Here is a 26,466-nt window from a genome sequence, read left to right on the forward strand (position 1 = left end):
CTCAGGACCCCCAGGCTGTGGTGCGCCGCGCCGCGGCGAGCTCCTCCAGGGAGGTGAGGACCTGCAAGGCCAGCGCGCAGGCCGTGCCGGGCCGGTCGCGCACCAGCCGGCGGGCCTGCTGCAGCCGCACCTCGGCCTGGCGGAGCATGTTGTGCACCGAGACGAAGTTGCCGCCGGAGCCGTTCATCATCTCCTTGTCGAGCAGGTGGTCGGCCTCGCTCAGCAGGTCGGTGGCGAGCTCGATCAGCCGGGTGCTGCGGATCGGGGTCTCGCGGACCATGCTGGCGGCGGCGACCAGGCTCTCCACGATGCGCTCGGTGAAGCTCCAGGAGAGCGGCGAGCCCGGCTCGTCCAGCTGCGGGTAGACCCCGCTCAGGTCGTCCCAGAGCCTGGCCCCGACCCCGGCGCCGATCCGGCGCTCCCAGAGGTGGTCCATCACCGACTCGGCCAGCCGCAGCAGCCGCTCGTGCGCGCCGATGTTCCGGGACAGGCCGCGCAGTTGAACGCTGCGCTTGAGCAGCTGGGCGGAGAAGTCGGTGACCGACCAGCGCATCAGCGGACCGAGCCGCTCGCTGCCCAGCAGGGTCAGCTGGACGCCCGGATTGTGCAGCCGCAGTGACGTGTCGTCGGGCACCAGCCGCCGGATGGTCTTGGAGCGGATCGCCAGCTCCTCCAGCACGTTGACGGTCCTGGCCAGGTCGTCGTCGGTGGCCCGGCGGCGGACCAGGTCCTGCACCAGGATGGAGGTGACCAGGAGGCTGAAGTAGAGCGACTCCTGGCGGTCGGTGGTCCGCCAGGGGATGTCCTCCAACGGCCAGGAGTGGTCGTCGAAGCGGGCCAGCGCGGACCAGTACTGCTGGGTCAGCTCCCAGCGCAGACGCAGCGCCTGGGCCAGCCGCTGCTGCTCCTCGTTGAGCAGGCCCAGGGTCAGCGTGCGCTCCGAGAAGAGGTCGGCGATGCCGTCCAGCGCGATCACGGTGAAGTACAGGTACGGGGCGTCCTGCGCCACGCCTTCGGGCTGCTCGCCGATCGGCTCGTCGGTGTCGATCGGTGGGGCGTTCTCGATGATGCCCCAGGACCAGCCGACCTCGAAGAGCAGGTTGTCGTTCGCCAGGTCGTCGGTGCCGGCCAGACCGAGCGAGAAGCGGTCGCGGATGGTGGCGCGCAGCGGATCCAGCCGGCGCTGCAGCCGCTGGACGACCGTGCGGTTCGGCTCGCCGGCCCGGTTGATCATGTCGCAGAGCGACCGCCCCTGGTCCGACTCGATCCGGAAGGCGCTCACCGAGAACGAGCGCAGCAGGCAGACCATCGCGGCCGACAGCCGCCGACTGGTGGCCGCCTCCAACTCGGCGGCCGTGCGCTTCAGGTCGGCGCGGGTGAGGCCGGGGCCGAAGTACTTCAGGAAGCCGAGGGTGGCGAGCGAGAGGGTGATCGACAGCGAGTAGGCGTCGACCACGCCGAGCTCGCGCTGTTCGGGCGTCAACTCCACATCGGGGTCGTCCGGGTCGAAGTAGTCCCCGCCGGAGAAGCTCGGCGCACCGTCCACGCTGTGCCGGTCCATGAAGCCGGTCAGGCCGTCCAGCAGCGCCCGGGGGATCTCCACGGCGTCGCCGATCCGGCGCAGCGCGGCCAGCACGTCCTCGGCGGTCTGGTCCGGCACCTCCAGGCGCAGCGCGGGCACCTCGGTGGCGGGATAGAGCAGGCAGAGCAGCTGTTCGGCGTCACTGACGCTGTTGCGGTAGGCGCCCTCGGAGCCCTGCCAGAGCCGGCCGTGCTGGCCCTGGGCGGCCACCGCCTCCCAGATCTCCAGCAGTTGCTGGCGTGGTTTGATCCGCACGTGTCACCCCTGTTTCCGTCCGCCCCCACCCCCGGGCCCGCAGGCTCAGGGCCGCAGCCGCCCGAGTGCCAGCAGCATGCCGGTGTAGCCGTTGCGCAGTTTGGGTCCGTCCTCGATCCGGGTGACCCGCAGGTCGTCCGCCGCGTGGCCGCGCAGGCAGTCGACGACGTCGTTGGTGACGATCTTGTAGGCCGGGAAGACCAGCTCACCGACCTCGTAGCCCTCCGAGTTCTCCATCAGCGCCACCGCGAACGGAGCGCCTGGGCGCAGCGCCTTGGCGAAGATGTCGACCGCGCTGACGAACTCCTCCGCCTCGGTGGAGAGCGACTCCGCGACGAAGAACATGGTGCCCAGGTCGGCGACCCGCTGCGGCAGTTCGGTGAAGAGGTCGCCCTGGACCACGTCGGCGGCCTGCGCCAGCCGCAACCGCGGGTCGGCGACGCCCTGGTAGGCCGGGAGTTCGGTCAGCACCTGCCAGAACTCGTCCCAGTTCTCCCCGTACCGGCCGACCTCCTCGCGCAGCCACGCGACATTGCCCGCGGCCCGCTCGAAGAGCGTGATGCGCGAGCACCAGGGGAGCATCGCCAGCGACGGGTAGAGATTGGTCCCGGCGCCGACGTCGAGGCCGCGCAGCTCACCGCCGTTGTGTCCGAGGTGGGCGCCGAAGTGGTCGCGCACGGCGGTCAGGATCCGCCGGTCGTCCTCACGCAGCGAACGGTAGTTGTGCTCGAAGTAGTCGCGCGAATCGAACGAGTCCCACGGAGCTTGGCTGTTCTTCAGCCCTCCCGGTGGCACCAGGGGCAGGAGTTCCATGGGCATGGCCTATCGCCTCCGGAGCGCTACGGTCCACTTGAGAGTTGCTGAATGACAGTCAGAGTATCGCACTGGCAAGGGTCTTGGGTTTATGACGCCGCAGTCGGACAATCGACTCCAGCGTCCCACCAGGACCCCACCGAAGCACCTGTACGCCATGCAACCTTTGTCAACTCGACGGAAGGTCAAGCTGTGCGAGAGTCCACTCGAAAGAATGACGCCGCGACCGTGCGATGCGCGACGGAACGGGACCTGGACCAGCTCCACAGCATCGATCAGGTGATCTTCCTCGACGACGCCTATCAGTTCTTCGTCCTACGTCAGCTGTTCGAGGTCCACGGCGAGCGCTTCCTGGTCCTGGAGCACGAGCGCGAACTCGCCGGCTACGCCATCCTCGCCACCACCCCCGACGACCGGCGGCACAGCTGGGTGCTCGGGCTCGGCGTCGTCCCGCGGGACCGGGGCAGGGGGTACGGGCGGCTGCTGATGCGCGAGGCGATCGAGCGGCTCACCGCCGACGAGGTCGCCGAGGTGCGCCTCAGCGTCGAGCCGAACAACGAGATCGCCCTCAACCTCTACCGGTCGATGCGGTTCGAGACCATCGACCGGCGGCAGGCGTACTTCGGCCCGGGCCACGACCGGCTCATCATGGCCCGCAAACTCGGCTGACCTCTGTGCGGGTCAGGCCCGGGTCCCCCGGTGCAGGGCGACGATCCCGCCGGTGAGGTTGCGCCAGGCCACCTTGGTCCAGCCGGCCTGCTGCAGCTTGGCGGCGAGCTCCGGCTGGTCGGGCCAGGAGCGGATCGACTCGGCGAGGTAGACGTACGCGTCGGGGTTGCTGCTGACCTTGCTGGCCACCGGCGGCAGCGCGCGCATCAGGTACTCGGTGTAGACGGTGCGCAGCGGGGTCCAGGTGGGGGTGGAGAACTCGCAGATCACCACGCGGCCGCCGGGCTTGGTGACCCGGTGCATCTCGCGCAGCGCGGCGTCGGTGTCGTGCACGTTGCGCAGCGCGAAGGAGATGGTGACCGCGTCGAAGGAGGCGTCGGCGAAGGGCAGCCGGGTGGCGTCGCCGGCGGTCAGCGGCAGTTCGGGGTGGCGGCGCTTGCCCTCGGCGAGCATGCCGGTCGAGAAGTCGCAGGGGACGACCTTGGCGCCCGCGTCCAGGAAGGGCAGCGAGGAGGTGCCGGTCCCGGCCCCGAGGTCCAGCACCAGGTCACCGGGCCCGGCGCCGACCGCCTCGGCCACCGCGCGGCGCCAGGCCCGGGCCTGGCCGAGCGAGAGGACGTCGTTGGTCCGGTCGTACTTGGCCGCGACGTCGTCGAACATGGCGGCGACTTCGTTCGGCTGCTTGTCCAGGTTGGCTCGGGTCACGGCCCCATTCTTCACCCTGACACCGACCGGCCCCGCGCCGGGCTCACCTCAGCGCGCGGCGCCCACCCTTGCGGCGCCGTCGCGAGCGCTTGCCCTGGGTGATCGCCGGCATCCCTTCGGCCAGCGCCTCGGTGGCCAGCGCCACCGTGGTGACCACCCGGGCCCGCCGGACTCGCACGCCCAGACTGCGCCGGTGCCGGGTGATCCGCAGCACGCAGAGCAGGCAGAGCAGCAACGCGACGGGCACGCTGATCTGGGCCAGCCGGACCCCCGCCTGCTGCGGATAGTGCTGGTCGCAGACCCGGACCGCGCCGGGGTCGTTCGCGGCGTGCTCCAGGCAGATCTGGTCGCCGACCTTGGCCTGCGCCGGCAACGTCAGGTCGGTGGCACTGCGCTGCTGGCCGTCCGCCTGGTACCGGACGCCGCTGTAGGTGGCGCTGCCGCCCGGGAGTTGGGTGATCACGCCCTGGACCCGGACCGGGTGCGCGCCGATCTTGTCGGCCAACTCGGTCTGCCGCCAGCCCAGCAGGCACATGCCCAGGGCCAGCACGGCACTCAGCACCGCCGCGAGGTACCAGCCACGGCCGATCCTGGGGGCGGCGGTCACGGACGGGGATCGCATGGGCTGGGCCGACCTTGGCTTTCCTGGACATCTGCTGGCACGGCCGCGGCAAGGAGCACGAGAAGTACCGGGACCAACCGGGATCGTAACCGCTGGCGGTGCCTCAGGTCACGGCGAGGGGGAATCAGCACACCATCCCCACACCGGAGTTCGTCGACTGACGATCCGCTCCCCGCCTGCCCTGGAGCAGGCTCAGCGACTGCGGTACACCAGGCTACCGGCGAGTACCGTACCCAGGCACTCCTCGGCTTCCGGACCGAAGATGGCGAAATCCGCCCGCCCGTCTACGGCCAGCGCTCCGTACGGAACCCCTTCGAAGGCAAGGGTGTTCAGCGCCCGCGGCACCTCGAACGGGGCTGCCACCCGCAGCCCCGAGCGGCTCACCGCCGCCCGCACCTCGGGCCGCTCGAACGGGCCGGCCAGCGCCGTCGTGCCGTGGCGCAGCATCCGTTGCAGGCCCCGCCGGGCGCTGCCGCCCAGCCCGCCGTACTGCGCCGGCTCGAAGCCGAGCGGCAGCGGCCGGGGTTCGACGCCCAGCCCCTCACGCGGGTCGGGGTGGTAGTGCCGCTCCAGCAGCAGCGCGCCGTACGGCTGGGCCAGCCCCGGGGTGAGCACCGCTCCGGGCCACTCGCGCAGCCGCGCGTCCGGGTGGGCCGCCGCCAGCTCCGCGTACCGGCCGAGCGCGGCGATCGCGGCACCGCGTACCAGCACCGCCCCGTCGGTGATCGACGGGGCGGTGCCGGACGGGCGCAGCTCGGCGGCCCGGTGCAGGGTCAGCAACGCGTCAGCTGGTGGACAGGATGGTCAGCTCCGGGTGCGCCGTGCCGCCCTCGATCGCGGTGGAGGCGATGTGCGAGGCGACCCGGGGGTCGACCGGGTCGTTGGCCGGGTCGTCCAGCACCCGCAGGTGCTGGTAGGTGGTGGAGCGCTGCGCCGGCACCCGCCCGGCGGTGCGGATCAGGTGGATCAGTTCGGTCAGGTTGGAGCGGTGCTTGGCCCCGGCCATCGAGACCACGTTCTCCTCCAGCATGACCGAGCCCAGGTCGTCCGCGCCGTAGTGCAGCGAGAGCTGGCCGGCCTCCTTGCCGGTGGTCAGCCAGGAGCCCTGGATGTGCGCGATGTTGTCCAGGAAGAGCCTGGCGATCGCGATCATCCGCAGGTACTCGAAGACGGTCGCCTGGGTCGAGCCCTTCAGGTGGTTGTTCTGCGGCTGGTAGGTATAGGGGATGAAGGCGCGGAAGCCGCCGGTGCGGTCCTGCGCCTCGCGGATCATCCGCAGGTGCTCGATCCGCTCGGCGTTGGTCTCGCCGGTGCCCATCAGCATGGTGGAGGTGGACTCCACACCCAGCCGGTGCGCGGTCTCCATGATCTCCAGCCAGCGCTCGCCCGACTCCTTGAGCGGGGCGATCGCCTTGCGCGGGCGCTCCGGCAGCAGTTCGGCGCCGGCGCCGGCGAAGGAGTCCAGGCCCGCGGCGTGGATCCGAGTGATCGCCTCCTCGACGGAGACCTTCGAGATCCGGGCCATGTGCTCGACCTCGGAGGCGCCCAGCGAGTGGATCACCAGCTGCGGGAAGTCCGCCTTGATCGCCGAGAACGCGCGCTCGTAGTACTCCACGCCGTAGTCCGGGTGGTGGCCGCCCTGGAACATGATCTGGGTGCCGCCCAGCTCGACGGTCTCCGCGCAGCGGCGCAGGATCTCGTCCAGATCGCGCGACCAGCCCTTGTCGCTCTTCGGCGCCACGTAGAAGGCGCAGAACTTGCAGGCCGTCACGCAGACGTTGGTGTAGTTGATGTTGCGCTCGATGATGTACGTCGCGATGTGCTCGACACCCGCGTACCGCCGCCGGCGGGCCGCGTCGGCCGCGGCGCCCAGGGCGTGCAGCGGCGCGGAGCGGTAGAGCTCCAGCGCCTCCTCGGCCGAGATCCGGCCGCCGGCCGCCGCCCGGTCGAGGACCGCCTGCAGGTCGGTGCTGGGCGCGTCGAGAGTCGCTGCGGGCTCGGACACCTGGCGGCCTTCTTTCTCTCCAGGGTTGGCCGGGAAAGAGCTGGCGGCTCGGCCCCGGCGGCATGACCGGACCAGCCTACGCCAGGGGTCGAGACCGCCGGCTCCCCCGGGCGGGGGGGAGTCGGCGGCGGGTTGCCGCCCAGCTCAGCGGGCCGGGCGCCGGTGAGTGTCAGACCAGCGGGGCGGGTTCCAGCAGACGGACCGTCACGTCGGGGGCGAAGCCGCTGTCGTGGGCCACCCGGCGGGCGAACTCCGCGATGCCGGCCAGCTGCCGCTCGCCGAGCGAGAAGTCCAGCGCCTGGCTGAAGTACCGCTCCAGCACCGCCGCGTCGAACGGCTCCCAGCGCGCCGACTGCGCGGCCACCTGGTCGGCCTCGGCCAGCGAGAGGTCCCGGGACTCCAGGAACGCCCGGTGCACGGCCGCCACCAGCTCAGGGCGCTGGTCGACGAACTCGCGCCGGGCCGCCCAGAGGGCGAAGACGAACGGCAGCCCGGTCCACTCCTTCCACATCTCCCCGAGGTCGTGCACGGTGTACCCGCTGTCCGGCCGCGCCTCCAGGGTGGCCCGCAGCGCCGGGTCGCCGATCAGCACGGCGGCGTCCGCCGTGGCGAGCATCGCGTCCAGGTCGGGCGGGCAGCTGTGGTACTCGGGGTGGACGCCCTCGCGCTCGGCGAGCAGCAGCTGGGCGAGGCGGACCGACGTCCGACTCGTGGAACCCAGCGCGACGCTCTTACCGTCCAGTTCGCTCAGCGGAAGTTTGCTGACGATCACACAGGACATCACCGGGCCGTCGCTGCCGACCGCGATGTCCGGGAGAACCACCAATTCGTCCGCATGCCGCAGGTACTCCACGCAGGTGATCGGGCCGACGTCGAGCGCGCCGTTCACCAGCAGGTCGCTGAGCTTCTCGGGGGTGTCCTTGGTCAGCTCGAAGTCGAGCAGGCTGCCGGTGCGGGCCAGCCCCCAGTAGAGGGGAACGCAATTGAGGAACTGGATGTGGCCGACCCGCGGCCGGGTGAGCGGGGCACTTCCGGCCCCGCCCGAACCGCTGCCGACACCGGTTCCCACTGCCTCTTCGACCAGATCAGCCACCGCGTGCTCCTTTGCCCGTTCGTCCGGTCTTCGCAGGGTATGCCCGGGCGCTCGGTGGGCCCGCGCGACCCCCGTCCGACACACTTCAAGCCAACTCCGACACGCCCCTCTGGTACCGCGAGACACCTCTGGTCGAGCCCGCGCCTCCGTGCTACGGTTTCTGCCAGTTGCAGTTTGATTCCCCTTGCAGTACTTGAAGCCTGCGGAGCATGTAACCGCGGGCTTTTTGTAGTTTTTCAGCATTGTGCGAAAAACTCCGGGCCCACTCCGGAGGCGGGGCGATCAGCGCAGCGGACCGGATGCCACACGGTGTGGTATCCAACACGTCCCTCGCAAGGAGAACGGCATGGCCACGGGAACCGTCAAGTGGTTCAACGCTGAGAAGGGCTTCGGCTTCATCGCCCAGGAGGGCGGCGGCCCCGACGTCTTCGTCCACTACTCCGCCATCAACGCGAACGGCTTCCGCTCGCTGGAGGAGAACCAGGCGGTCAGCTTCGACGTCACCCAGGGCCCGAAGGGCCCGCAGGCGGAGAACGTCACCGCGATCTGATCGCCTTCTCGGCGCGATCGGAACACCTTCCGGCTTGATCGCTCAGGACCCTGCCCCGAGCCGGGTCCACCGCCGGCCCTCCCGTGGGCCGCACGAGCACGACTAGCACTACCAAGGGGGCCCGCCACGCGGGCCCCCTGCCGTTTTTCAGCGCCGGGTCCGGTTCGGGCGGCCTGCTCCTGTTGGCGGACTTGACGAAGTCGCACGACCTTTGGCACAAAAAAATATAACGTTCGTTATTCTTCCGGAAGCAGGTCGGTGCGACGCGGGAGGGAAGCGACATGGTGGAGCAGCAGACGCAGCGACCCCTCACACGGGAGCCCGGCCCCGGGGTCTGCGCGTTCACCGAGGCACTCTTCGGCCATCTGAGCCGGGCCGACCAGCGCCGCTGGGCCCGGATCTACCTCCAGGGCCTGCTCACCACCCCTGGCCGCAAATCGGTGCGGCGGCTGGCCGCGGCCGCCGGCGGCTCCGACGCCACCGCCCAATCGCTGCAGCAGTTCGTCAACGCCAGCCCGTGGGACTGGGCGCCGGCCCGGCACGAGCTGACCCGGCTGACCGAGCGGCACACCCTGCCCCGGGCCTGGACCATCGGCAGCGCCGTGCTGCCCAAGCGCGGTGAGCACTCCTGCGGCGTGCACCGGCGCTTCGTCCCGAGCGTCGGACGGACCATCAACTGCCAGCTGGGAGTCGGCCTCTTCGTCTCCTCGGGTGAGGAACACATCCCGGTCGACTGGCAGTTGCTGCTGCCCGAGCGCTGGGGCGGGGCCCCGGAACTGCGCGAACGCGCCCGGATCCCGGCCACCGTGCGCCACCAGCCGCTCTGGGCGCTGACCCTGCAGCTGGTGGACGCGATGGCCGCCCGCACCTCGCTGGCCCGGGTCCCCGTCGTCGCCGACCTGAGCGAACACCCCGACGCCGACCGGCTGGTGGACGGCCTGAGCCGGCGCGGCCACGAGTTCGTCCTCGCGGTGCCGGCGACCCTGCCGGTGCTCCCCACCGTCTGGTCGCCGAGCCGCGGCTACCAGTACGCCGCCACCGGCGGACACAGCCCGGTCGGCGCCCGGGCCTACCTCCACCAGCACAACACCCGGCACTCGCCCGCCGCCACCCTGCTGACCGACGACCGCCGGCACCGGCATGTCCGGATGCTCGCCGGGCAGGTCACCCTGCCCGGCGTCCGCCAGAACTACCGCCTGTTCAGCGAGTGGCGCGCGGCGGGCGAGCGGCCCGCGCGGGTGTGGCTCACCAACCTGACCGACCACTCGCTGGACCAGCTGACGGCCCTGGCAGCACTGGAGGGCGGGACCACCGGCGCGCTCGACGAACTGGCCCGGGACTTCGGCCTGCTCGACTTCGAGGGCCGCTCGTTCCCCGGCTGGCACCACCACATGACCCTGGTCTCGGCCGCCTACGGATACCGCCGGCTGACCCCGCCGGGAGACGGTGACACCACCACCGAGGGCCTGTACGCCGCCGACCGGCTGGCCGAACTCACCTGTGCCGCCGCCGGTGTGTGACGCCGGCGGCGGCACGGGTCCTCGCCTGATCAACCGTCGAACTGCTCTGGTCAGCGAGCAGTCAGCCAGCAGTCAGCGAGCGGTCCAGCCGCCGTCCACCGGCATCGCCACGCCGGTGACGAAGGAGGAGCGGGCGCTGCACAGCCAGGCGGCGGCCTGGGCGATCTCGACCGGCTCCGCGATCCGCTTCTGCATCGAGCGGGAGGTGAACGAGTCGGCCAACTCCGGTGTCTCCTCCAGCACTTCCTCCATCAGCTCGGTGCGCGTGCTGCCCACCACCAGGGCGTTGACCCGGATCCCGCGCTGCCCGTACTCGTCGGCCGCGGCCCTGGTCAGGCCGATCACCGCATGCTTGGCCGCGATGTAGGAGGCGGTGGTACCGGTCGCCATCACCCCCGCGACGCTGGCGGTGTTGACGATCGAACCGTCGCCGCCGGCCGCCAGCATGGCGCGGATCTGGTACTTCAGGCAGTTCCAGACGCCGCGCACGTTCACGTCGATGACCTGGCCGAAGACCGCGTCGTCCGTCTCGTGCAACGGGGTCCCGGCGGTGGCCCAACCCGCGTTGTTGAAGGCGCCGTCCAGCCGTCCGTAGGTCTGCACCGCGAGGGCCACGGCCCGTTCCACGTCCCGGGGCTCGGTGACGTCGCCGGCCGCCACCGTGGCGCGCCCGCCGGCCTCGGCTATCTCCTCGGCCAGCCGGGCCAGCCGGTCGGCCCGGCGCGCCATCAGCACCACCGCGGCCCCCTCGGCCGCGAACAGCCGGGCGGCGGCGGCGCCGATCCCGCTGGACGAGCCGGTGATCATGATCGTCCTGCCATCGAGCATGGCGCTACTCCCCCGCTGCCAGGTCGGCCCACACGCTGCCGGCCGCCGCCTCGGCGTCGATCCGGCGCAGCAGCGGCTCGTCGATCGACCAGAGCGAGTCGACCAGGTGGCGCACGCCCGCGACGCGCATCAACTCCCGCTGGTGGCTGTGCTCGAAGGTGCTGGGGTGGCCGATGAACGGCACCTGGAGCGCCCTGGCCCCCGTCGCGACCCGGGCCACGTCGTCGACGAACACCACCTGGTCGTAGCCCAGGCCGAACACCTCGGTGGTGATCTCCCGGATGCCCGGGCGGAAGTCGTTGGTGCAGACGTAGCCGGGACCGTCGAAGAGTTCGGCGTACTCACCGAGGAACGCGTCGAAATGGTCCTTGGCCAGCCCCCCGTAGCAGACCGTGGCCAGCCCCAGCGAACGCAGCCGCTTCAGCAACTCGACCGCGCCGTCGACCAGTTCGATCGGATGCCGGGCCAGATAGGCGTCCCGCTCGCCGAAGTAGAGCTCCAGCGCCCGCTCCCCGCTCACCGCCAGGCCGGCGGCGGCGGCCAGTTCCACGCCGGCGATCCGGCGCGGCTGGGAGAAGATCCGCTGCTCCACCTCGGCGCTGTACTGCCCGCCGCGGCTGGTGATGAAGTGGTGGATGACCGGGCTGAAGGTGTCGTTCAGCAGGACGCCGTCGATGTTGAGCGCGGCAAGACGCAGCCGTTGGAAGGCCTGGGACACGGAAGTCCCCCCTTGATTCTCGAAAACTGGTGCTGGTGGTACTGACCGGGCGGACGGTCGGGACATGAAACGTCCGGGGACCGTCACGGCACCAGTGTGTACGCCCGCTTCACGCCGACCTTCATCGCCTTGGCCGCCGCCTCGGTGGCGAGGGCCGGCAGCAGCAGCCGCCACATGCTGACGGTGCGTTCGGACAGGTCGGCCCGGCCGGTGGCGATCTGGGCGTACATCTGCATCCCGGTGCAGGCGGAGACCACGAACTCGGCCGTCTCGTGCACGTCGATGCCGGCCAGCAACTCCCCGTCCCGCTCGGCCGTCCGCAGGCAGTCCTGCATGATCTCCACCCACACCCGGTAGGGCTCGACCTCGCTCAGCCCGAATCCGGTCTGCTCCCCGGTGAGCCGCACGCCGGCCCGCAGCACCGGATCGATCTGCAGCTGACGCGACCAGACCAGGGTCAGGTCCACCAGTCGCTGCAGCCCCTGCGAGGCGAGCCTGGGCATGATCGTGGGGGTCTGAGCGGTCATCACCGCGCGGGCCAGCGCCTCCTTGTTGGGGAAGTGGAAGTACACCGCGCCGAGGGTGACCCCAGCCCGCTTGATGATCTCCCGCATGCTGGCGCCGTGGTAGCCGTGCTCGTCGAACACCTGGGCCGCGGCTTGGAGGATCTCGTCACGCGTCCTGACGGCACGCTCCTGCTTCGGCTCCGGCGACAAGCCACTGACCTCTCTGGGCGAACAAAATCTCGACAAACAAAACGAACACACGTTATGTTACAACTCTCGGGCCCGGCCCGCCAGGCTCCGAGCGATCAACGTCGCCCCAGCCGTCGTTACGGGAGAGCTCTGATGACCGTCACCATCCAGACCGCGCAGCTCCACCCCTGCACCACAGCTCCCGTGCCGACCAAGCCCGCGCCAGGCCGATGCACCGCCGGCGGTCCCGCACTCCAACAGTACGTCCACAAACTCGCCGCCGACGAAGTGCTGTTGACCCGCTGGCGACGCACCGGCCCCGACGCCTTCGCCGTCGGCGCGCGCTGGCCCCGCCAACACGCCTTCTACCAGAGCGACAACGGCGACTTCGACCCGCTGCTGTTCGCCGAGACCGTGCGGCAGAACATCCCGCTGATCTCGCACGTGGCCTACGACGTCCCGGTCGGACACCAGCTGATCTGGCAGGACTTCAGCTACCGGGTCGACCCGGCGGCGCTGCGGATCGAGGACGGCCCGGCCGAGCTCGAACTGCGGATCACCTGCTCCGACGTGGTCCGCCGGCGCGCCCGGCTGGCCTCGCTGACCATGTCCGTGGTCGCCCTGCGGGCCGGCCGCCGGGCGGCCACCGCGGTCGCCCGCTTCACCAGCAACCCGCCGGCCGTCTACCAGCGCCTGCGCGGCGAGCGCGCCGACGCCCAGCGGGCGATGGCCGCCGCCACGCCGCTCACTCCGCCGATACCCGCCGCCCTCGTGGGCCGCCGCCGGGCCGCCGACGTGGTCCTCGCCGACTCCCGCTTCCCGCAGCGCTGGCAGCTGCGCAACGACACCTCGCACCCGATCCTCTTCGACCACCCCGTCGACCACTCCCCCGGCATGCTGCTCCTGGAGGCGGCCCGCCAGGCCGCCCACGCCCAACTGGGCTCCACCGAGCGGATACCGGTGGGGTTCGACGCCAAGTTCTACCGCTACATCGAACTCGACGAGCCCTGCTGGATCGCCGCCGAGACGGTGCGCGATCAGGATGCGGTCGAGGTTGTCGCCCTGCAGGGCGGCCGGATCGGCTTCTCCTGCACGGTGACCACGGCACCCGCCACCAGTGCCTGACGGGCCGTCACTCAGCGCGCCCTATCGATCCTGCGCGGTGCGGGTGGTGCGGGTGGTGCGGGTGGTGCGGGTGGTGCGGGCAGTGCGGGTGGACCGGGCGGTGCGGGCGGACCGGGTGCAAGGTCAGCCTCCGGCCAGCAGGCGGGCCGCGTTGCCGCCGAGAACCAGGTCGCGGACCGCCGGATCGGCAACGGCGGCCTCGACGGTGTGCCGCGCCGCGACCACGTCGCCGTAGGGCGTGTTCGACCCGAACAGGCACCGCTCGGGAAGCTCGCGGACCGCGGCCCGGACAGCGAACACCTGGAGCGCGCTGGAGAGTTCGATGTGCAGGTTCGGCGTCTCCCGGGCCAGGTCGACCAACTCCAGCCAGTTGAGCCCGCCAAACGCACCGACGACCACCGGGACCGAGCGATGGCGCGCGGCCAGCGAAGCGTACGTCCGCAGATCGTCGGCGGTGTTCGGCGCGAAGCCGTGGACCAGGACCGGCACGCCGCCGTGGTCGGCGCTGACCGCGAGCGCCGGCTCGATGAGGCGCGCCTGGCCGGGGGCGGGGGTCAGTTCGCCGATTCCGACGATGCCGGGGCGGGCCAGCATGTGGTCCAGCCAGGCCCGGGTCCGGTCGGCGGTCATGTTCAGGCGGACACCGGCCAGGCCCACGGTCTCGTCCGGGTGGGTGTCGAGAGCAGCGCAGAGCTCGTCCACCGCCGCGCGGAACTCCTCCTCTGGGCTGATCTCACCACCGATCACCGCGACCAGCCGGGCGAACTCCGCACGCAGGCCGTCCAACGTCGTCGGTGCCTCGGGGTGAATGCGGGTGGACTGCAGAACCGTGCGGCCGACACCGGCCTCTCGGGCCCGGGCCAGCTGGGCCGGGAGGTCGACGGTGACGTGGGCGTGGAAGTCGATGATCACGGCTCGACGTTAAACTTTGCCACCGGCGTCAAGGTCAAGCCCGCGAGGTGGAGAGGTGGAATCGTCATGCGCGTCAGCGAACTCGCCCAGCGGACCGGGGCCAGCCCTCGGGCCCTGCGGCACTACGACGCGAACGGGCTCCTGCCGTCGCAACGCCTGGCGAACGGCTACCGCGACTTCCCCGAGCAGGCGATCGAGCGAGTTCGTCGGATCAGACTCCTGCTGGCCATCGGGCTGGACCTCGAGGACGTCGCACAGTTGCTCCCCTGCTTCGCCGAGACCGGCGAACTCACGCCGTGCGACCGGGCCCAGGAGCGCCTTCGCGGGCAGATCGCGGACATCGACGCCAAGATGTCCGCGCTGCGGGCGACCCGGCGGATGCTGGCCGGGGAACTCCGGCAGTGGGCTGGCCCACCGGCCGAACGTGACCCTGCCCGCAGCCCCGACCGTCCACCAGCGGAACACGCTGAAGGACCTCGAGAAGAGCGCCGGCACGAAGAGCTGTGACGCGGACTGACTGAACGCCGAGAAGGCTCTGAACTGGGGAAACGCGAAGTCTGACGCCGCCTGGTGTCAGCTGGGCAGTTCCCAGCCCGGACCGTCCTCGTCACCGATCCAGACCCGCTGGCCGGCCTCGGTGATGGTGATCCCGAATGCTTCTTGACGTACCGGCCGGCCCGCTCGAACAGGTTCGGCGATATCTGACGCACCGACGACGAACCCCCGGCCGTGAGTAGCGAGCCGCGGGGCGGGTGGTGTCGGTGGTACTCCGTTCGGTCACGGTGGGGTCCTCCTGGGGTGGGCGGGTGAGCTGGGGTGCCGTCGCCTGTTCGCCCGCCGTCGCCCGAGGAGTTATAGGAGCCGGAGGCAGTCCAGGGCGAGGTAGGCGGCGGCGGTGTCGGTCATCTCGCCCCTGCGGAGCACGGTGGTACGGAACTCGGACAGGGGGAGGGTGACGACGTCGATGAACTCAGTGCACTCCGGGGTCGGCTCGGCGACCTTGGTGCAGTTGGTGGCGAAGAAGGCGAACCGCTGGGCGTTGGAGTAGGCGTCGTGCCAGTACGGTCCGGCGGCGTGGACCTCGCCCTGGTAGACCGGTCTCCTCCAGCAGTTCCCGGGCGATGGCCTCCGCCGCCTGCTCGCCGGGTTCGATGAAGCCGCCGGGGAGTTCGTACAACACGCGGTCGGGGCCGGGCGGTACTGGCGAGCGAGGATGACGTGCTGGTCGGCGGTGAGAGCGAGCACCGCGCCGGCCGGGCGCTCGCGCTTGAGGAAGAACTCCTCCTTCCTGCCGTCGGGCAGTTCGAAGTCGACGCGATCCACCGACCGGCCGAACTTGCTGAAGACGGTGGTGCGTTCGATCTCGCGCCACGACGCGCTGGTGTCGGTCATGGCCAGGACTGTACGGCCCCGGGCCGGGCCGGAGCGCCCGTTCCGCCGCCTGCTGACCGCCGGCCACCTGAGGCCCCAGGTCGTCGCCGATCTTCGCCGGGCCGCCGAGGGCGACACCGCCCAGACCCGGGTGCGGGCGATGGCAACTGCCCGCCTGTCCACCGTGCTCTACCGGCAGGGCGACCGCACCGAGGCCGACCACCACGCCGCCCAGGCCACCTCGCTCGCGGCCACCGTCGGCTCCGCCCGCCTGGCCTCCGCCCTCTGCGACATGCGCCACGCCGCCCTCCGGTGACCGCCTGCGTCGCTGAGCTCGAGGAGGGTGCCGAGCACCCCCGCTTCCTTCATGTCGTTGGGCCGAGTAGCGGCCCGCCCCGGCTAACCGGCGCGCGCTGCTGCGGCAGGGGCGGGCAGCCGGCGAGCGTCCTCCCCAGGACTCGGCTGCGCGGGGGTCCAGGTCTCGTCGGTCGAGCCGACTGGGCTCACCCGACGAGTAGCCGACGAAGCGCCTTCGGGCGGCGGACGGCCGACTCGGTGGCGATCCGCGTGTGCACCAACCGCATCACGCCGAGCGTCGCGTCGAGCATGGCCGTGCTCGCGCCCGCCTTCGCCTGGTCGTCAAGGTGCCGGCCGAGCAAGCGCAGGTCGGCCTCGGCAGCGGTGTGGTCGTAGGGCCGCGCCAGGCTGTCACCGGGCTGGCGAATGGTCGCGATCGTGCTCACGGGCTGTTCCTTCATCTTGGTGTGTCGTCCGCGCCCCACCGCGGAGCCGGTGAGCGGTGGCGGATCCAGCAAGACGCGGCTGCCGTCCGCCCGCTCCAGCCGGCTCACGCGAGTGCCCTTCCCAGGTCATAGAGGGCGGCTCGCAGTTGGGCGCGTCGGGTGTACCGGGCGGCCCGCTCGAAGCCCACCAGGCAGTAGGGGAGAGTGACTTCTCTACCCTCGTCCGTGTGGATCTGCGGACCGGGGGCAACGACGGTCTGGCGGTCGCAGCACACACACCGACCCCACCGCCACATGTGGCGGGGCGGCAGCGAGATCGGGCTGCCGGCGAAGTCCGCAGCGCGGCCAGCTCGGGGCTTCACAGCTCGGTCCTGTGCTGCGGCCGGCTACGGACCCCGGACTGCCGGACTGGCTCCAACTCGCCTGCGACAGGCACTAGTTCAACCTCGCTGGCCGGAACCTCCCACTCCACTCCGCCGCCCTCCGGCCGGAGGAACACCGTGGGGTACTTGCCGTACCCGGGGCACTGGTACACCCCGGTCCGGCCGGTCCTGGCGTCCCGCACCACCTCGCCAACGCGGGGCGTGTACAGCTCCTTTGGGGGCTTGGGCGATCTGCTTGCACCCATCGTCGCTCCTCTCCGTAGTGATTCCACTACTAGGACGACTCACTGTCCCGTACAGTCAAGAAGCCTTCAACCGCGCCAGATCTGGAGGGAGAGTAGATCTTGAATCGCTCAGAGCTGGACCCGGATGCGTCGCCGCGCGCCCGCTTCGGCGCTCAGATCCGCAGCGCACGCGAGGAGCGCGGGTGGACGCAGGAGGAGCTCGGCGAACGCATGGGCTACTCGGCAGTGCACATCTCGGCGGTAGAAATTGGCCGCAAGTCTCCAACTCTCCGATTTGCCACCGCAGCTGACGTAGCGTTCGGAACAGGAACACTGTGGGTTGATCGGCACGGCGAGGTTCGACGCGCCTCACTGCTTGACGGCTTCGAGGGGTACGCCGCGAAGGAGGCGAAGGCACGAGAGATTCGAGTCTTCGAGATCGGAGTGATACCGGGCCTGCTTCAAACGGTGGAGTACACCGGAGCGCTCGTGGACGCCCAGGTACAGCGAGGAACCATCAGCCGGGAAGAGGCCGACGAGTGGTGCGCACGCCTGCTTACCCGCCAACAGGGCCTCACCGCGTTTGATGCACCCCTACTTCACGCCGTTCTCGATGAAAGCTGCATCCGTCGGCTTGTTGGCGGACGGGCAGTGATGGCCAGGCAACTCGTCGCGCTGGAAGAGCGCGCCCAGAGTCCAGGGACGATCATCCAGGTAGCCCCCTACTCCATGGGCGCGGATCGTCCGTTCGCACTCCCCGTGCATCTGCTGACACTCGCTGACCGAAGCTTGATCGGGTACTCGGAGTCCGAAGGTCAAGGCCACGTTCAACGCGATCCCAGAGCCCTTACCACCTGGGATAGGAACTACCATCGTCTTCAGGTGGGCGCACTTTCCGAGACTGCATCCATCGAGCTGATCCGCGCTGTTCGAGAGGACCTTGGGTGAGTATGGACATATCTCAGGCCAGTTGGCGAAAGTCGACCTACAGCCAGCAACAGGGCGCGTGCGTAGAGGTCGCCGACAACTTTCGCAGCGTGGTCCCCGTCCGCGACTCCAAGAACCCCAACGCCCCCGCCCTGCTCTTCTCCCCCGAGGGCTTCACTGCCTTCGTAGCGGGCGTGAAGGGTGGCGAGTTCGGCGACGTGTGAGCCGTCCTCGGGACCCACAGAGAGCGAACCCGCGACCAAACCGGTCGAGGGTTCGCTGCGTTCTGCGCCCACTCAGACCGTGGCAGGCACCTTCGCCGCAGCCTCGTTCACCGCAGACGCCGGCTCGGCATACAGCTCCCCAACCGTCGGGCTGTTGTAGGCAACCAGGTCGAGCGTCTTCTCGCGTGCGTGTGGCTACCGGGTCGGCAGATCAGACCTCGACCACGAACGCGGCCAGCTCGTCGCGGAGTTGCTCGATCCCCCCAAGTGCCCCGCCGCCGGACCTCCGAGCGGAGGCAAGTCCGGTGACGGGGCATCGACAGAGGTCAGTGCGTCGGCGCCGGTGTCGGGTACAGGCTGGCCAGTGGGTTGACGTAGGTCTTGGCGGGCATGCAGTTGGGGGCGGGGCTCTGCATCAGACCGGCCTGGAGTTCGCGGGAGCTGTGCGCCGGGTCGGTCTTGGCCAGCGGCAGGTAGATGAAGAGTTGCAGGTCGGCCGGGATGGCACTGGGGCGGATGGTGAGGACCTGCCGGCCGCCGTCCTGGCTGGCTTCCTCTTCCATGTCCCAGCCGTAGGCCGCCAGCCGGCCCTGTCCGCCGTCCTGGTTTCCCTTGGCCTCGGTCTCCGGCGGGTAGGAGGCCATCGTCGGGTCGGGGGCGTGGCAGCCGGGTTCGCCGGCGTAGACGCGGCTGCGGACGCCGGCCCGGTCCAGGTCGCGCTGCAGCTGGGTCGCGTCGACCGGCTTGTAGCCGTCCAGGATGGTGAGTTTGACGAGGTCGTCGCTGCCGCTCTGCAGGGTGTACGCGGCGTTGGTGACGTTCCCCAGCGGCTGGCTCCCGGCGCTGGCGCCGCCGCCGGCAACGACCGGGGCGGGTGCGGGGGAGCGGCCGACCCCGGTGGTGAGGGTGACCCCGGCGACGGCGACGGCGGCGGCCAGGCCCATCGGGAGCGCCACCCGCAGGGCCAGGGTCCGGCGCTTGGCAGCGCTACGGGAGTGCTCGGTCACGGCGTCCATCAGGTGCTCCTTCAGCAGGAAGTGGCGGTGAGGGGAGAGCTCCGGTACGGCCGCGGCCGGCAGCAGCCGGGCCAGCTCCTCCCGCTCGGTCTGCTGGGACCGGCCTCGGGGGGTGGCGTTCATCGGATCGTCTCCTTGGTCGACCGGACCGCGAGCGCGCGGTCTCCTGCTACCTGTCCGCAGATGCCGGTGCGTTGCGTACTTTCCGGGGGGTGCGTGCTTCTTGCGGAGCGGGCTGCGGCCAGCTCCTTGGCGGTGAGTTCCCGCAATCGGCTGCGGGCGCGTGACAGCCGCGAGCGGACCGTTCCGACCGGTTTGCCGAGCGCCTCAGCGGCGGCCGCGTGGTCGAGGCCCTCCCACACGCACAGCGCGAACACCTCCCGCTCGGCCGGGCGCAGCTGCTCCAGCGCGGCCTTCGCGGCGGCGAGCTGCTCGGCGTCGGCGATACGGCCGGTCAGCTCGGCGGCGAAGTCGGGCGCGGCCTCGCGCGGCGGCAGTTTGGCGAGTGCCTGCTGGTGACGGCGCGCGGCCCGGCGGGTGTTGCGGATGACGTTGGTGGCGATGCCCAGCAGCCAGGGCCGCAGGCTCTCCCCCTCGGGGTCGACCCGCGCACGCAGGCGCCAGGCCTCCAGGAAGGTCAGTGAGACCACGTCCTCGGCGACGGCCCGGTCCCCGGTCATCCGGACGGCATAGCGGTGCACCGCGCGGGCGTGATCCTCGAAGATCTGCCCGAACGCCACTGAATCCCCGGCTCGCACCCGGGCGCGAATCGATTTGTCCACACCCGTACCTGTCCGACCGCACCCGGCCGTTGCCGTGATCCACGCCACATGCCCGGGTGGGGCCCGGCGGCCCTCCTGCCTGGCGGGCCGGCCGGAGCCGGGACTGAACGAGCCGCGCAACCAGCGGCCACAGACGGTCGCACGGTAGCGCGGCACCTAGTACTACAGCCTGGGATGGCGACATTTGCAGCACCTGCTCGACCCCCGCAGCGACCAAGAGGGGAACTGAGGAGTGGATCTCCACAAGCTTCTGAAATCCGATGCCGAGACCCTGGCGAAGGAGTTCGAGGGGCATGATCCGGTCGCGTTCACGCGCCTCCTCTCGGAGCGCATCATCGACAACGACGGGACCTGCGCCACCTGTGTTCGAACGTCGCCGACGAGGCCTCGGTCGGCGAGATGGCGCGCTTCCTGGAATTCCTGGACACCGTGGGCGCCACCGCCTTCGGCTGCCTCCTCTACGGGTTGGGCCGGGAGACCGAGGCCGAGCTGTGGTGGGGAGTGGCCGCAGGCGCCGAGGACACGCTGGCCGTCCACTACGCCGCCACCGGCCGCACCGCCCGCGCCCAGGCAGTGCGCGACAACCTGGAGGAGGTCGAACCGGAGCGGCTGCCCCCGCCACGCCCTGGTCGAAGAACTCGACGCCCGCCCGGCCGGGAAAGCCCTGCGCGGCTTCGTCGAAGAGGCGCTGGAATCGGCACCCCCGGGCGCCGCCGCGCGCAGAGTGCTCCGGCGCGCCCCCGGCGCCGCACCTCGCCGGTGCGGCGCCGATGACGCTCCCAGCCCGGCCAGCCAGTGGCCCCAGGCCGTAGCTGTCTCACGACCGCTGGTGGGTCTGACGATCCATCAGGCCCAGACGGCGGAGCATCAGGATCCGCGAGCACCTCTCATCCTCACCGGGTCAGATGATCACAGATCGGGTACTACTGGCTACGCCGAAGCCCTGGGAACTGTGGGACCAGAGAAAGCCGGAAGAAACAGGCACCCGGGTGGTGGCAGTGCTGTCCAGGCGGGGCCGGGTGGTCAGCCGGCCCCGGGGGCCAGCCGCCGCTCGTCCGCGCCGATCAGCAGGTCGTTGATGCTCGCGTAGCGGCGGCGCATCAGGCCGTTCGCGTCGAACTCCCATTGCTCGTTGCCATAGCTGCGCCACCACTGCCCGGACGCGTCATGCCACTCGTACTCGAAGCGTACCGAGATCCGGTTGTCGGTGTAGGCCCACAGCTCCTTGCGCAGGCGGTAGTTCAGCTCGCGCTCCCACTTGGCGTGCAGGAACGCGACGATCTCCTGGCGGCCGTGCAGGAAGACGTCGCGGTTACGCCACTCGGAGTCTTCCGTGTAGGCGAGGGCGACTCGTTCGGGATCGCGGGTGTTCCAGGTGTCCTCGGCGGCCTGGACCTTCAGTAGTGCGGTGGCCTCGGTGAACGGGGGGACGGGTGGCCGGTGGGTCATGACGCTCCTCGCTTCGGTGCTGCGGTGCGCTCGGGGCACGGTGCACCCGAGAGGTCGGGGCACTCGTTGGTGTCCGCAGAGCGGGGCGCCGGTGGGTGCCCGGGAGGCCGGGCCGGGGCGTTCGGCGCGGCCGGTGGCCTCCCCTTCACTCTGGCCCGACCGGGCAGCTCACGGCCATGTCTGGTCGGACACCTCACCCACAGATCCGGCCGTCGAGGCGCCGTATGCTCGATGGATGTCATTCCCGCGCAGCCGCCGAATCGCCGTGCTCGCGTACGACGGCGTCCGGTTGTTGGACGTCGCGGCACCGCTGGAGGTCTTCAGCACCGCAGGGGCGTATGAGGTCGTGCTCTGCTCCCCCGGCGGCGCGACCGTCACCGCCTCGACCGGGACCGTGCTGCCCGTGGGCGCCGACGCCTTCGCCGTCCACGCGGACACCGTCGTCGTGCCCGGCTCGCTGACCCTCCCCGACGGGCCCGTGCCCGACGGCCTGGTCGCCGCCGCCGCCCTGCTGGCCGCCTCGGCGAGCCGCGTCACGTCCGTGTGCACAGGCGCGTTCGTGCTCGCCGAGGCCGGGCTGCTGGACGGCCGCCGGGCCACGACGCACTGGCGGCACGCGGTGGCATTGAGCCGCCGCTACCCGCGCGTCACGGTCGAGCCGGACTCGATCTACGTCCGCGACGGCCACCTGCTGACCTCGGCCGGTGTCAGCGCCGGCATCGACCTCGCCCTCGCGCTGGTCGAGGACGACCTCGGCCCGCAGGCCGCCCGCGAGGTGGCTCGCGACCTGGTGGTTTTCATGCAGCGGGCCGGCGGGCAGTCGCAGTTCTCGGTGCCAGCGCGGATGCCGCGCCCACGCCACGACGCCCTGCGTGCCGCACTCGACGCGGTCGCGGCCGACCCGGCGACTGACCATTCGGCGGTGGCGCTCAGCCGGCGGGTCGGCCTGAGCTCCCGTCAGCTGAGCCGGCTGTTCCGGGCGCAGCTCGACACCACGCCGTCGGCGTACGTCGAACAGGTGCGACTGGAGGTGGCGCGTGGCCTGCTGGAAGCTGGGGAGTCGGTGACCGGCGCGGCCCGCCGTTCGGGCCTGGGAAGCGACGAGACGCTGCGCCGGGTCTTCCTTCGGCACCTCGGCGTTCCACCGTCGACGTACGTGGCCCGGTTCCGCAGCACCCGGTGATTCAGTCGGGTCATGAGGAGGTCGGGGACCCGCAAATTGCCTGACGCCCAGTCGAAGGCGGCGAACTCCCTGTTCGCCGTCGAGGCGGCCTACCCGCCGGCCCCGCACACCGCCCAGAATCGCCAAGATCTGACTATCTGTCAGAGATTCCTGGAGCCAGGGCCGGAGCATGAGCCGGCCCCCTTCCCGAGAAAGACGGGAAGGGGGCCGGGCGCATGGTCACGCAGCAGCAGGGAGCCTGTCCGGACCAGTGACCCCGCTCTCGACAGCCGAACTCCGCCCCTCGTACAGGTCACCGGTCGGGTCGTTGTAGGCGCCGCGATCGAGGATTCCCTCCCGGGCCGACACCAGCAACGGCACCACGACCTGCCCCGCCACGTTCGTCGCCGTCCTCATCATGTCCAGGATCGGGTCGATCGCCAGCAGCAGGCCCACGCCCTCCAGCGGCAGACCGAGCGTGGAGAGGGTCAGCGTCAGCATCACGATCGCGCCCGTGAGGCCGGCCGTCGCAGCGGAGCCGATCACCGAGACGAACGCGATCAGCAGGTAGTCGCCGACGCCCAGGTGGATGCCGTAGACCTGCGCGACGAAGATCGCGGCGATCGACGGGTAGATCGCGGCGCAGCCGTCCATCTTCGTGGTCGCGCCGAACGGGACGGCGAACGAGGCGTACTCGCTCGGGACGCCAAGGCGTTCGGTGACCCGGCGGGTGACCGGCAGGGTGCCGACCGATGAGCGGGAGACGAAGGCCAACTGGATGGCCGGCCAGGCGCCCTGGAAGAAACGCAGCGGGTTGAGGCCACCGACGAAGCGCAGCAGCAACGAGTAGACGACGAAGAGCACCAGCGCGCAGCCGACGTAGATGTCGAGCGTGAACGTGGCGAGCGGGCGCAGCAGGTCCCAGCCGTACTCGGCGACGGACTTGCCGATCAGGCCGAGCGTGCCGAGCGGGGCGAGCCGGATCACCCACCAGAGCGCGGTCTGCACGAGCTCCAGCAGCGACTCGCTCAACTTCAGTACCGGCGCGGCCTTTTCGCCGGCCTTCAGGATCGCGGCGCCGGCCACGACCGCGAGGAAGACGATCTGCAGCACGTTCACCTTGAGGAACGCGTCGGCGATGTTGGTCGGGATGATGCCGGTCAGGAAGTCGACCCAGGAGCCGGCGTCGGCCGGGGCCTTGAGGCCGCTGGTGGCGAAGTGGGTGCCGTGGCCCGGGTCGGTGGCCAGGCCGATCGCCAGCCCGATGGAGACCGCGATGAGGCTGGTGATGCCGAACCAGAGCAGGGTCCGCACGGCCAGCCGGGCGGCGTTGGTGACGTTGCGCAGGTTGGCGATCGAGACCACGATCGCGGTGAAGACCAGCGGCGGGACGGCCAGCTTGAGCAGCTGGACGAAGGTCTTGCCGACCGTGTCCAGCGTGGTGGTCAGCCAGGAGACGTCGTTCTGGCGGGCGACGAAGCCCAGCACGACGCCGAGCACCAGGCCGGCGACGTTCTGCACCCAGAACGGGGTGCGGCGCAGGCGGGCCAGGCCCGACGGCGCGGGGGCGGGGGTGGCAGTGGACATGGGGGTGCGGCTCCGGGGCAGGACGGGGGAAAGCGCGGGCAACGGCAGGGGCGGGCGGCGCACGGGAGATGTCCGGGCCGGATCAGCCGGGCAGCCGATCAGCCGGACGGTTCGTAGCGAGGGGTACGCCGCCTAGCTACAGCTCGGAAAGCGACACGAGCGGCCTGCACCCGGCAGGCACGGCGACAGCGGCAGCGCGCACGGCATGAGCGCGTCGCTCATGTCCTGCTGCCGGAGTGCGCCTGGGGTGGTCATGGGCGACACACTAACAGTAAATATTTGAGATGTTCAAAGTACTTCTTTGATATGCGAACAGGGCGGCATGTGCGAGGCCGCCACACCAAGTGCCGGTCCGATCAACGGGCAGTCAGATTGACGGCCCATGGTTATACGAATAACTTGAGGAGCCATCCGCCACCACCACCGCCCGGGAGACCCCCGTGGGCTACCTCGCCCTGCTCCGTGCCCCGCACGTGACCCGACTGCTGCTCGGCACCCTGCTCGGCCGCCTCCCGGCCGGCATGACCGCGCTCGTCGTCGCGCTCGCGCTGCGCGAGGCGGGCGCGCCGTACAGCAGGATCGGGCTGGCCACGGCCGCCTACGCGATCTCGGCGGCGATCGGCGGCCCGGTGCTCGGGCGGCTCGTCGACCGCACCGGGCAGCCCAAGGTGCTGCTCAGCTCCGCCGTGGTCGCCGGGCTCGGCTACGCGCTACTGGCGCTCGCCCCCGGCAACCCGGCGGCCGCGATCGGCGGCGCCGCGCTGGCCGGCCTGTGCATGCCGCCGCTCGAACCCTGCCTGCGCGCACTCTGGCCCGAGGTGGTCGCCGAGGAGCAGCTCGACACCGCCTACGCCTTCGACTCCGCCTCCCAGCAGATCCTCTACGTGGCAGGCCCATTGGCGGTGGCCGGCATCGCCGCGGTCGCCAGCCCGGTCGCCGCGCTGTGGGCCGCCGCCGGCCTCGGCCTGGCCGGCGCCCTGGTGGTCGCCACCGCCGGACCGGCCCGCCGCTGGCAGGCGCCGCCCCGCGAGCACGGCGCCGGACTGCTCGGCCCGCTGCGCTCCCCCGGCCTGGTCCTGCTGTTGATCGGCCTGGCCGGCGCGGGGTGGACGGTCGGCGCGCAGAACGTCCTCTTCATCGCCTACGCCGAGCGCCACCCGCACCAACTGCCGGGCGGCGCCGGGCTGCTGCTCGCCCTGGCGGCCCTGGCCGGGCTGCTCGGCGCGCTCGGCTACGGCGCCATGCGCTGGCGCAGCGACACCGCGACCCGGACCTGGGCGCTGGCCCTGGCGATGGGCGCCTGCTACCTGCCGCTGCTCCTGCTGCCCGGCCCCGGACCGATGGCGGCGCTCGCCTTCGTCTCCGGCCTCGGCCTGGCCCCGCTGCTCGCGGCGGCCTTCGTGCTGGTCGCCGAGCTGGCCCCGACCGGGACGGTCACCGAGGCCTTCGCCTGGCTGATCACCCTGTTCGCCACCGGCAACGCGCTCGGCTACGCGGTCTCCGGCTCGCTGGTGTCCGGCTCGCTCGCGGCGGTGGCCTGGTGCGCGGTCGGCGGGATCAGCCTCGGCGGGGTACTGCTCTTCGTCGCCCGGCGGCAACTGCGGCCGGTGGCTCCGGCGGTGGCAGCGACGGCAGCGCGGGCGGCGCTGGCCGGCTGACGGCTGCGGCCCGTACGCAGGCACGCAGGCACGCACGCTGACGGTCACTCAGGATCCTGGTGGGGAGTCCTGGGACCATCGCAACGCGGCCGGCGATCACTACACCGCCACCAGTCGGACCTGCTCGCCACAGAGCTTGACCTTGTCGTCCAGGTCAGAGGTCAGCATGACCACCGGCCGCTGCTGCCGCAGCGCCAACTCGGCTACCACCGCGTCGATCGCGTACTTGTGCCCGTGCAGGCCGGCAGCGATCAGCAGTGCGGAGGCGGCCCGAGCCTCTTCGTCGCCGACATGGACGATCCGCACCCCGGACAGCAGCCGGCGGAGCCGGGCCTGGTCCGTGCGCCCGTGGACGGCCTCGATGATGGTCAGTGCGCTGATCACCACCTCCATACCGCGTTTGCGGGCTTCGGCGACCAGCGCGACGGTCGGCTCGTGGTCGTGGACCAGCTTCGACAGCCCCTCGGAGTCGAGCACCAACGTGCCCTGCTGGCTCAGCTTGCGGCGGGCCATCCGCCCTCCTCGGCGAAGACCTCGTCGAACACCTGCTGGGCGCGCGCCTGTTCCGGCGGGGAGACCGGGCCCTTGCGGCGCTCGTAGTCGGCGAGGTACTCGTCCAGGAGCTGCCCGCGCAGCTCCCGCTCCACCGCCGAGGCGATGAAGGCGGAGAACTCACGCTTCCCGACCCGGGTGCGGATCGCCTCGGCGGTGCCCTCGGGCAGCGAGAGGCTCACGCGCGTCGCGGGACCCTCGCCGATGCTGTAGGGAGTCTCGGTCATGGGGCCAGATTATCAAACGAGTAGGAATCCCACTGGGCTCCCACGCCACAAACCCGTTGCCCGCGACCT

30 protein-coding genes are annotated in these 26,466 nt (G+C 71.0%); 11 read left to right on the plus strand and 19 right to left on the minus strand.

What is annotated here, in order from left to right; all coding sequences use genetic code 11:
* Position 1 precedes the first annotated feature (1 nt).
* Both P3T41_RS11995 and P3T41_RS12000 read right to left on the minus strand, forming a co-directional pair.
* Positions 2 to 1,837 carry an SCO2524 family protein gene (locus P3T41_RS11995; protein WP_280689682.1) on the minus strand — a complete coding sequence of 612 codons (1,836 nt, stop codon included), beginning with the start codon at positions 1,835 to 1,837 and terminating at the stop codon, positions 2 to 4.
* Between the two features lie 45 nt (positions 1,838 to 1,882).
* Positions 1,883 to 2,650, minus strand: coding sequence for an SCO2525 family SAM-dependent methyltransferase (locus P3T41_RS12000; RefSeq protein ID WP_280689683.1), 768 nt, complete (start codon positions 2,648 to 2,650; stop codon positions 1,883 to 1,885).
* A gap of 228 nt (positions 2,651 to 2,878) precedes the next feature.
* Between P3T41_RS12000 and P3T41_RS12005 the strand changes: the two genes are divergently transcribed.
* On the plus strand, positions 2,879 to 3,319 hold the full coding sequence (locus tag P3T41_RS12005; protein ID WP_280689684.1) for a GNAT family N-acetyltransferase: 441 nt from the start codon (positions 2,879 to 2,881) through the stop codon (positions 3,317 to 3,319).
* 12 nt (positions 3,320 to 3,331) lie between these two features.
* Here P3T41_RS12005 and P3T41_RS12010 read toward each other — a convergent pair whose 3' ends face one another.
* From P3T41_RS12010 to P3T41_RS12030, 5 genes are all read right to left on the minus strand, one after another.
* Entirely contained in the window at positions 3,332 to 4,024 is a 693-nt protein-coding gene (locus tag P3T41_RS12010) for a demethylmenaquinone methyltransferase (RefSeq protein WP_280689685.1), read from the minus strand.
* A 43-nt stretch (positions 4,025 to 4,067) separates the two neighbouring features.
* Entirely contained in the window at positions 4,068 to 4,646 is a 579-nt protein-coding gene (locus P3T41_RS12015) for a hypothetical protein (RefSeq protein WP_280689686.1), read from the minus strand.
* A gap of 192 nt (positions 4,647 to 4,838) precedes the next feature.
* Positions 4,839 to 5,426, minus strand: a complete 588-nt coding sequence (locus P3T41_RS12020) for a hypothetical protein (protein ID WP_280689687.1) — start codon at positions 5,424 to 5,426, stop codon at positions 4,839 to 4,841.
* Between the two features lie 4 nt (positions 5,427 to 5,430).
* Positions 5,431 to 6,651: a cyclic dehypoxanthinyl futalosine synthase gene (gene mqnC / locus P3T41_RS12025; protein WP_280689688.1), complete on the minus strand. Its 1,221-nt coding sequence runs from the start codon at positions 6,649 to 6,651 to the stop codon at positions 5,431 to 5,433.
* 169 nt (positions 6,652 to 6,820) lie between these two features.
* Positions 6,821 to 7,720, minus strand: a complete 900-nt coding sequence (locus tag P3T41_RS12030) for a menaquinone biosynthesis protein (protein ID WP_280689880.1) — start codon at positions 7,718 to 7,720, stop codon at positions 6,821 to 6,823.
* 370 nt (positions 7,721 to 8,090) lie between these two features.
* Here P3T41_RS12030 and P3T41_RS12035 point away from each other — a divergent pair, with 370 nt between their 5' ends.
* Complete coding sequence (locus P3T41_RS12035; RefSeq protein ID WP_030235313.1) at positions 8,091 to 8,294, plus strand: cold-shock protein; 204 nt, start codon at positions 8,091 to 8,093, stop codon at positions 8,292 to 8,294.
* 281 nt (positions 8,295 to 8,575) lie between these two features.
* Positions 8,576 to 9,814 (plus strand): transposase, encoded by a 1,239-nt coding sequence (locus tag P3T41_RS12040; protein WP_280689689.1) that lies wholly within the window; start codon positions 8,576 to 8,578, stop codon positions 9,812 to 9,814.
* Between the two features lie 72 nt (positions 9,815 to 9,886).
* Here the strand turns inward: P3T41_RS12040 and P3T41_RS12045 are convergent, their stop codons facing one another.
* From P3T41_RS12045 to P3T41_RS12055, 3 genes are all read right to left on the minus strand, one after another.
* Entirely contained in the window at positions 9,887 to 10,642 is a 756-nt protein-coding gene (locus P3T41_RS12045) for a glucose 1-dehydrogenase (RefSeq protein ID WP_280689690.1), read from the minus strand.
* 4 nt (positions 10,643 to 10,646) lie between these two features.
* Positions 10,647 to 11,360 (minus strand): HAD family phosphatase, encoded by a 714-nt coding sequence (locus P3T41_RS12050; protein WP_280689691.1) that lies wholly within the window; start codon positions 11,358 to 11,360, stop codon positions 10,647 to 10,649.
* 83 nt (positions 11,361 to 11,443) lie between these two features.
* Positions 11,444 to 12,076, minus strand: a complete 633-nt coding sequence (locus P3T41_RS12055) for a ScbR family autoregulator-binding transcription factor (protein ID WP_280689692.1) — start codon at positions 12,074 to 12,076, stop codon at positions 11,444 to 11,446.
* 132 nt (positions 12,077 to 12,208) lie between these two features.
* On the opposite strand from P3T41_RS12055, the gene P3T41_RS12060 reads away from it, so the two are divergent.
* Positions 12,209 to 13,180 carry a ScbA/BarX family gamma-butyrolactone biosynthesis protein gene (locus P3T41_RS12060; RefSeq protein WP_280689693.1) on the plus strand — a complete coding sequence of 324 codons (972 nt, stop codon included), beginning with the start codon at positions 12,209 to 12,211 and terminating at the stop codon, positions 13,178 to 13,180.
* A 123-nt stretch (positions 13,181 to 13,303) separates the two neighbouring features.
* Here the strand turns inward: P3T41_RS12060 and P3T41_RS12065 are convergent, their stop codons facing one another.
* On the minus strand, positions 13,304 to 14,092 hold the full coding sequence (locus tag P3T41_RS12065; RefSeq protein ID WP_280689694.1) for an amidohydrolase family protein: 789 nt from the start codon (positions 14,090 to 14,092) through the stop codon (positions 13,304 to 13,306).
* A 66-nt stretch (positions 14,093 to 14,158) separates the two neighbouring features.
* On the opposite strand from P3T41_RS12065, the gene P3T41_RS12070 reads away from it, so the two are divergent.
* A complete protein-coding gene (locus P3T41_RS12070; RefSeq protein ID WP_280689695.1) occupies positions 14,159 to 14,599 on the plus strand; it encodes a MerR family transcriptional regulator in 441 nt (146 codons plus the stop codon).
* A gap of 463 nt (positions 14,600 to 15,062) precedes the next feature.
* Here the strand turns inward: P3T41_RS12070 and P3T41_RS36935 are convergent, their stop codons facing one another.
* Positions 15,063 to 15,551 carry an NUDIX domain-containing protein gene (locus P3T41_RS36935; protein ID WP_348533648.1) on the minus strand — a complete coding sequence of 163 codons (489 nt, stop codon included), beginning with the start codon at positions 15,549 to 15,551 and terminating at the stop codon, positions 15,063 to 15,065.
* Between P3T41_RS36935 and P3T41_RS12080 the strand changes: the two genes are divergently transcribed.
* Positions 15,483 to 15,779, plus strand: a complete 297-nt coding sequence (locus P3T41_RS12080; protein WP_348533650.1) for a hypothetical protein — start codon at positions 15,483 to 15,485, stop codon at positions 15,777 to 15,779. The two genes, P3T41_RS36935 and P3T41_RS12080, sit on opposite strands and share 69 nt — an antisense overlap.
* A gap of 187 nt (positions 15,780 to 15,966) precedes the next feature.
* Here the strand turns inward: P3T41_RS12080 and P3T41_RS12085 are convergent, their stop codons facing one another.
* Entirely contained in the window at positions 15,967 to 16,314 is a 348-nt protein-coding gene (locus P3T41_RS12085) for a hypothetical protein (RefSeq protein ID WP_280689698.1), read from the minus strand.
* Positions 16,315 to 16,933: 619 nt separating this feature from the next.
* On the opposite strand from P3T41_RS12085, the gene P3T41_RS12090 reads away from it, so the two are divergent.
* Both P3T41_RS12090 and P3T41_RS12095 read left to right on the plus strand, forming a co-directional pair.
* Positions 16,934 to 17,761, plus strand: coding sequence for a helix-turn-helix transcriptional regulator (locus P3T41_RS12090; RefSeq protein WP_280689700.1), 828 nt, complete (start codon positions 16,934 to 16,936; stop codon positions 17,759 to 17,761).
* A 2-nt stretch (positions 17,762 to 17,763) separates the two neighbouring features.
* Complete coding sequence (locus tag P3T41_RS12095) at positions 17,764 to 17,964, plus strand: DUF397 domain-containing protein (RefSeq protein ID WP_280689701.1); 201 nt, start codon at positions 17,764 to 17,766, stop codon at positions 17,962 to 17,964.
* A 326-nt stretch (positions 17,965 to 18,290) separates the two neighbouring features.
* On the opposite strand, the gene P3T41_RS12100 is transcribed toward P3T41_RS12095, so the two are convergent.
* Both P3T41_RS12100 and P3T41_RS12105 read right to left on the minus strand, forming a co-directional pair.
* Positions 18,291 to 19,103 (minus strand): hypothetical protein, encoded by an 813-nt coding sequence (locus tag P3T41_RS12100; RefSeq protein ID WP_280689702.1) that lies wholly within the window; start codon positions 19,101 to 19,103, stop codon positions 18,291 to 18,293.
* Positions 19,100 to 19,762, minus strand: a complete 663-nt coding sequence (locus P3T41_RS12105; protein ID WP_280689703.1) for an RNA polymerase sigma factor — start codon at positions 19,760 to 19,762, stop codon at positions 19,100 to 19,102. The genes P3T41_RS12100 and P3T41_RS12105 overlap by 4 nt, the downstream gene beginning before the upstream one ends.
* 399 nt (positions 19,763 to 20,161) lie before the next feature.
* Here P3T41_RS12105 and P3T41_RS12110 point away from each other — a divergent pair, with 399 nt between their 5' ends.
* The gene (locus tag P3T41_RS12110; RefSeq protein ID WP_280689704.1) at positions 20,162 to 20,536 is read left to right on the plus strand and encodes a hypothetical protein; all 375 of its coding nucleotides are present in this window, start codon (positions 20,162 to 20,164) and stop codon (positions 20,534 to 20,536) included.
* Positions 20,537 to 20,785: 249 nt separating this feature from the next.
* On the opposite strand, the gene P3T41_RS12115 is transcribed toward P3T41_RS12110, so the two are convergent.
* Positions 20,786 to 21,211: a nuclear transport factor 2 family protein gene (locus P3T41_RS12115; RefSeq protein WP_280689705.1), complete on the minus strand. Its 426-nt coding sequence runs from the start codon at positions 21,209 to 21,211 to the stop codon at positions 20,786 to 20,788.
* A gap of 235 nt (positions 21,212 to 21,446) precedes the next feature.
* On the opposite strand from P3T41_RS12115, the gene P3T41_RS12120 reads away from it, so the two are divergent.
* A complete protein-coding gene (locus P3T41_RS12120; RefSeq protein WP_280689706.1) occupies positions 21,447 to 22,394 on the plus strand; it encodes a DJ-1/PfpI family protein in 948 nt (315 codons plus the stop codon).
* Between the two features lie 219 nt (positions 22,395 to 22,613).
* Here P3T41_RS12120 and P3T41_RS12125 read toward each other — a convergent pair whose 3' ends face one another.
* Positions 22,614 to 23,960: a dicarboxylate/amino acid:cation symporter gene (locus P3T41_RS12125; protein WP_280689707.1), complete on the minus strand. Its 1,347-nt coding sequence runs from the start codon at positions 23,958 to 23,960 to the stop codon at positions 22,614 to 22,616.
* A 440-nt stretch (positions 23,961 to 24,400) separates the two neighbouring features.
* Between P3T41_RS12125 and P3T41_RS12130 the strand changes: the two genes are divergently transcribed.
* Complete coding sequence (locus P3T41_RS12130) at positions 24,401 to 25,618, plus strand: MFS transporter (RefSeq protein ID WP_280689708.1); 1,218 nt, start codon at positions 24,401 to 24,403, stop codon at positions 25,616 to 25,618.
* Positions 25,619 to 25,717: 99 nt separating this feature from the next.
* Here P3T41_RS12130 and P3T41_RS12135 read toward each other — a convergent pair whose 3' ends face one another.
* Positions 25,718 to 26,131 carry a PIN domain-containing protein gene (locus tag P3T41_RS12135; RefSeq protein ID WP_280689709.1) on the minus strand — a complete coding sequence of 138 codons (414 nt, stop codon included), beginning with the start codon at positions 26,129 to 26,131 and terminating at the stop codon, positions 25,718 to 25,720.
* Positions 26,113 to 26,397, minus strand: coding sequence for a hypothetical protein (locus P3T41_RS12140; protein WP_280689710.1), 285 nt, complete (start codon positions 26,395 to 26,397; stop codon positions 26,113 to 26,115). The genes P3T41_RS12135 and P3T41_RS12140 overlap by 19 nt, the downstream gene beginning before the upstream one ends.
* Positions 26,398 to 26,466 lie beyond the last annotated feature (69 nt).

This window comes from Kitasatospora sp. GAS204B (assembly GCF_029892155.1).
Classification (GTDB): Bacteria; Actinomycetota; Actinomycetes; order Streptomycetales; family Streptomycetaceae; genus Kitasatospora.

What these genes read in the sequence shown, in the direction of transcription:
- P3T41_RS12045 (WP_280689690.1), bottom strand. Translation starts at nt 10,642, where the DNA reads ATGCTCGATGGCAGGACGATCATGATCACCGGCTCGTCCAGCGGGATC.
- P3T41_RS12110 (WP_280689704.1), top strand. Translation starts at nt 20,162, where the DNA reads ATGGCGCGCTTCCTGGAATTCCTGGACACCGTGGGCGCCACCGCCTTC.
- P3T41_RS12135 (WP_280689709.1), bottom strand. Translation starts at nt 26,131, where the DNA reads ATGGCCCGCCGCAAGCTGAGCCAGCAGGGCACGTTGGTGCTCGACTCC.
- P3T41_RS12000 (WP_280689683.1), bottom strand. Translation starts at nt 2,650, where the DNA reads ATGGAACTCCTGCCCCTGGTGCCACCGGGAGGGCTGAAGAACAGCCAA.
- P3T41_RS12095 (WP_280689701.1), top strand. Translation starts at nt 17,764, where the DNA reads ATGGACATATCTCAGGCCAGTTGGCGAAAGTCGACCTACAGCCAGCAA.
- P3T41_RS12120 (WP_280689706.1), top strand. Translation starts at nt 21,447, where the DNA reads ATGTCATTCCCGCGCAGCCGCCGAATCGCCGTGCTCGCGTACGACGGC.
- P3T41_RS12100 (WP_280689702.1), bottom strand. Translation starts at nt 19,103, where the DNA reads ATGAACGCCACCCCCCGAGGCCGGTCCCAGCAGACCGAGCGGGAGGAG.
- P3T41_RS12015 (WP_280689686.1), bottom strand. Translation starts at nt 4,646, where the DNA reads ATGCGATCCCCGTCCGTGACCGCCGCCCCCAGGATCGGCCGTGGCTGG.
- P3T41_RS12080 (WP_348533650.1), top strand. Translation starts at nt 15,483, where the DNA reads ATGGCCAGGACTGTACGGCCCCGGGCCGGGCCGGAGCGCCCGTTCCGC.
- P3T41_RS12040 (WP_280689689.1), top strand. Translation starts at nt 8,576, where the DNA reads ATGGTGGAGCAGCAGACGCAGCGACCCCTCACACGGGAGCCCGGCCCC.
- P3T41_RS12115 (WP_280689705.1), bottom strand. Translation starts at nt 21,211, where the DNA reads ATGACCCACCGGCCACCCGTCCCCCCGTTCACCGAGGCCACCGCACTA.
- P3T41_RS12060 (WP_280689693.1), top strand. Translation starts at nt 12,209, where the DNA reads ATGACCGTCACCATCCAGACCGCGCAGCTCCACCCCTGCACCACAGCT.
- P3T41_RS12070 (WP_280689695.1), top strand. Translation starts at nt 14,159, where the DNA reads ATGCGCGTCAGCGAACTCGCCCAGCGGACCGGGGCCAGCCCTCGGGCC.
- P3T41_RS12140 (WP_280689710.1), bottom strand. Translation starts at nt 26,397, where the DNA reads ATGACCGAGACTCCCTACAGCATCGGCGAGGGTCCCGCGACGCGCGTG.
- P3T41_RS12125 (WP_280689707.1), bottom strand. Translation starts at nt 23,960, where the DNA reads ATGTCCACTGCCACCCCCGCCCCCGCGCCGTCGGGCCTGGCCCGCCTG.
- P3T41_RS12035 (WP_030235313.1), top strand. Translation starts at nt 8,091, where the DNA reads ATGGCCACGGGAACCGTCAAGTGGTTCAACGCTGAGAAGGGCTTCGGC.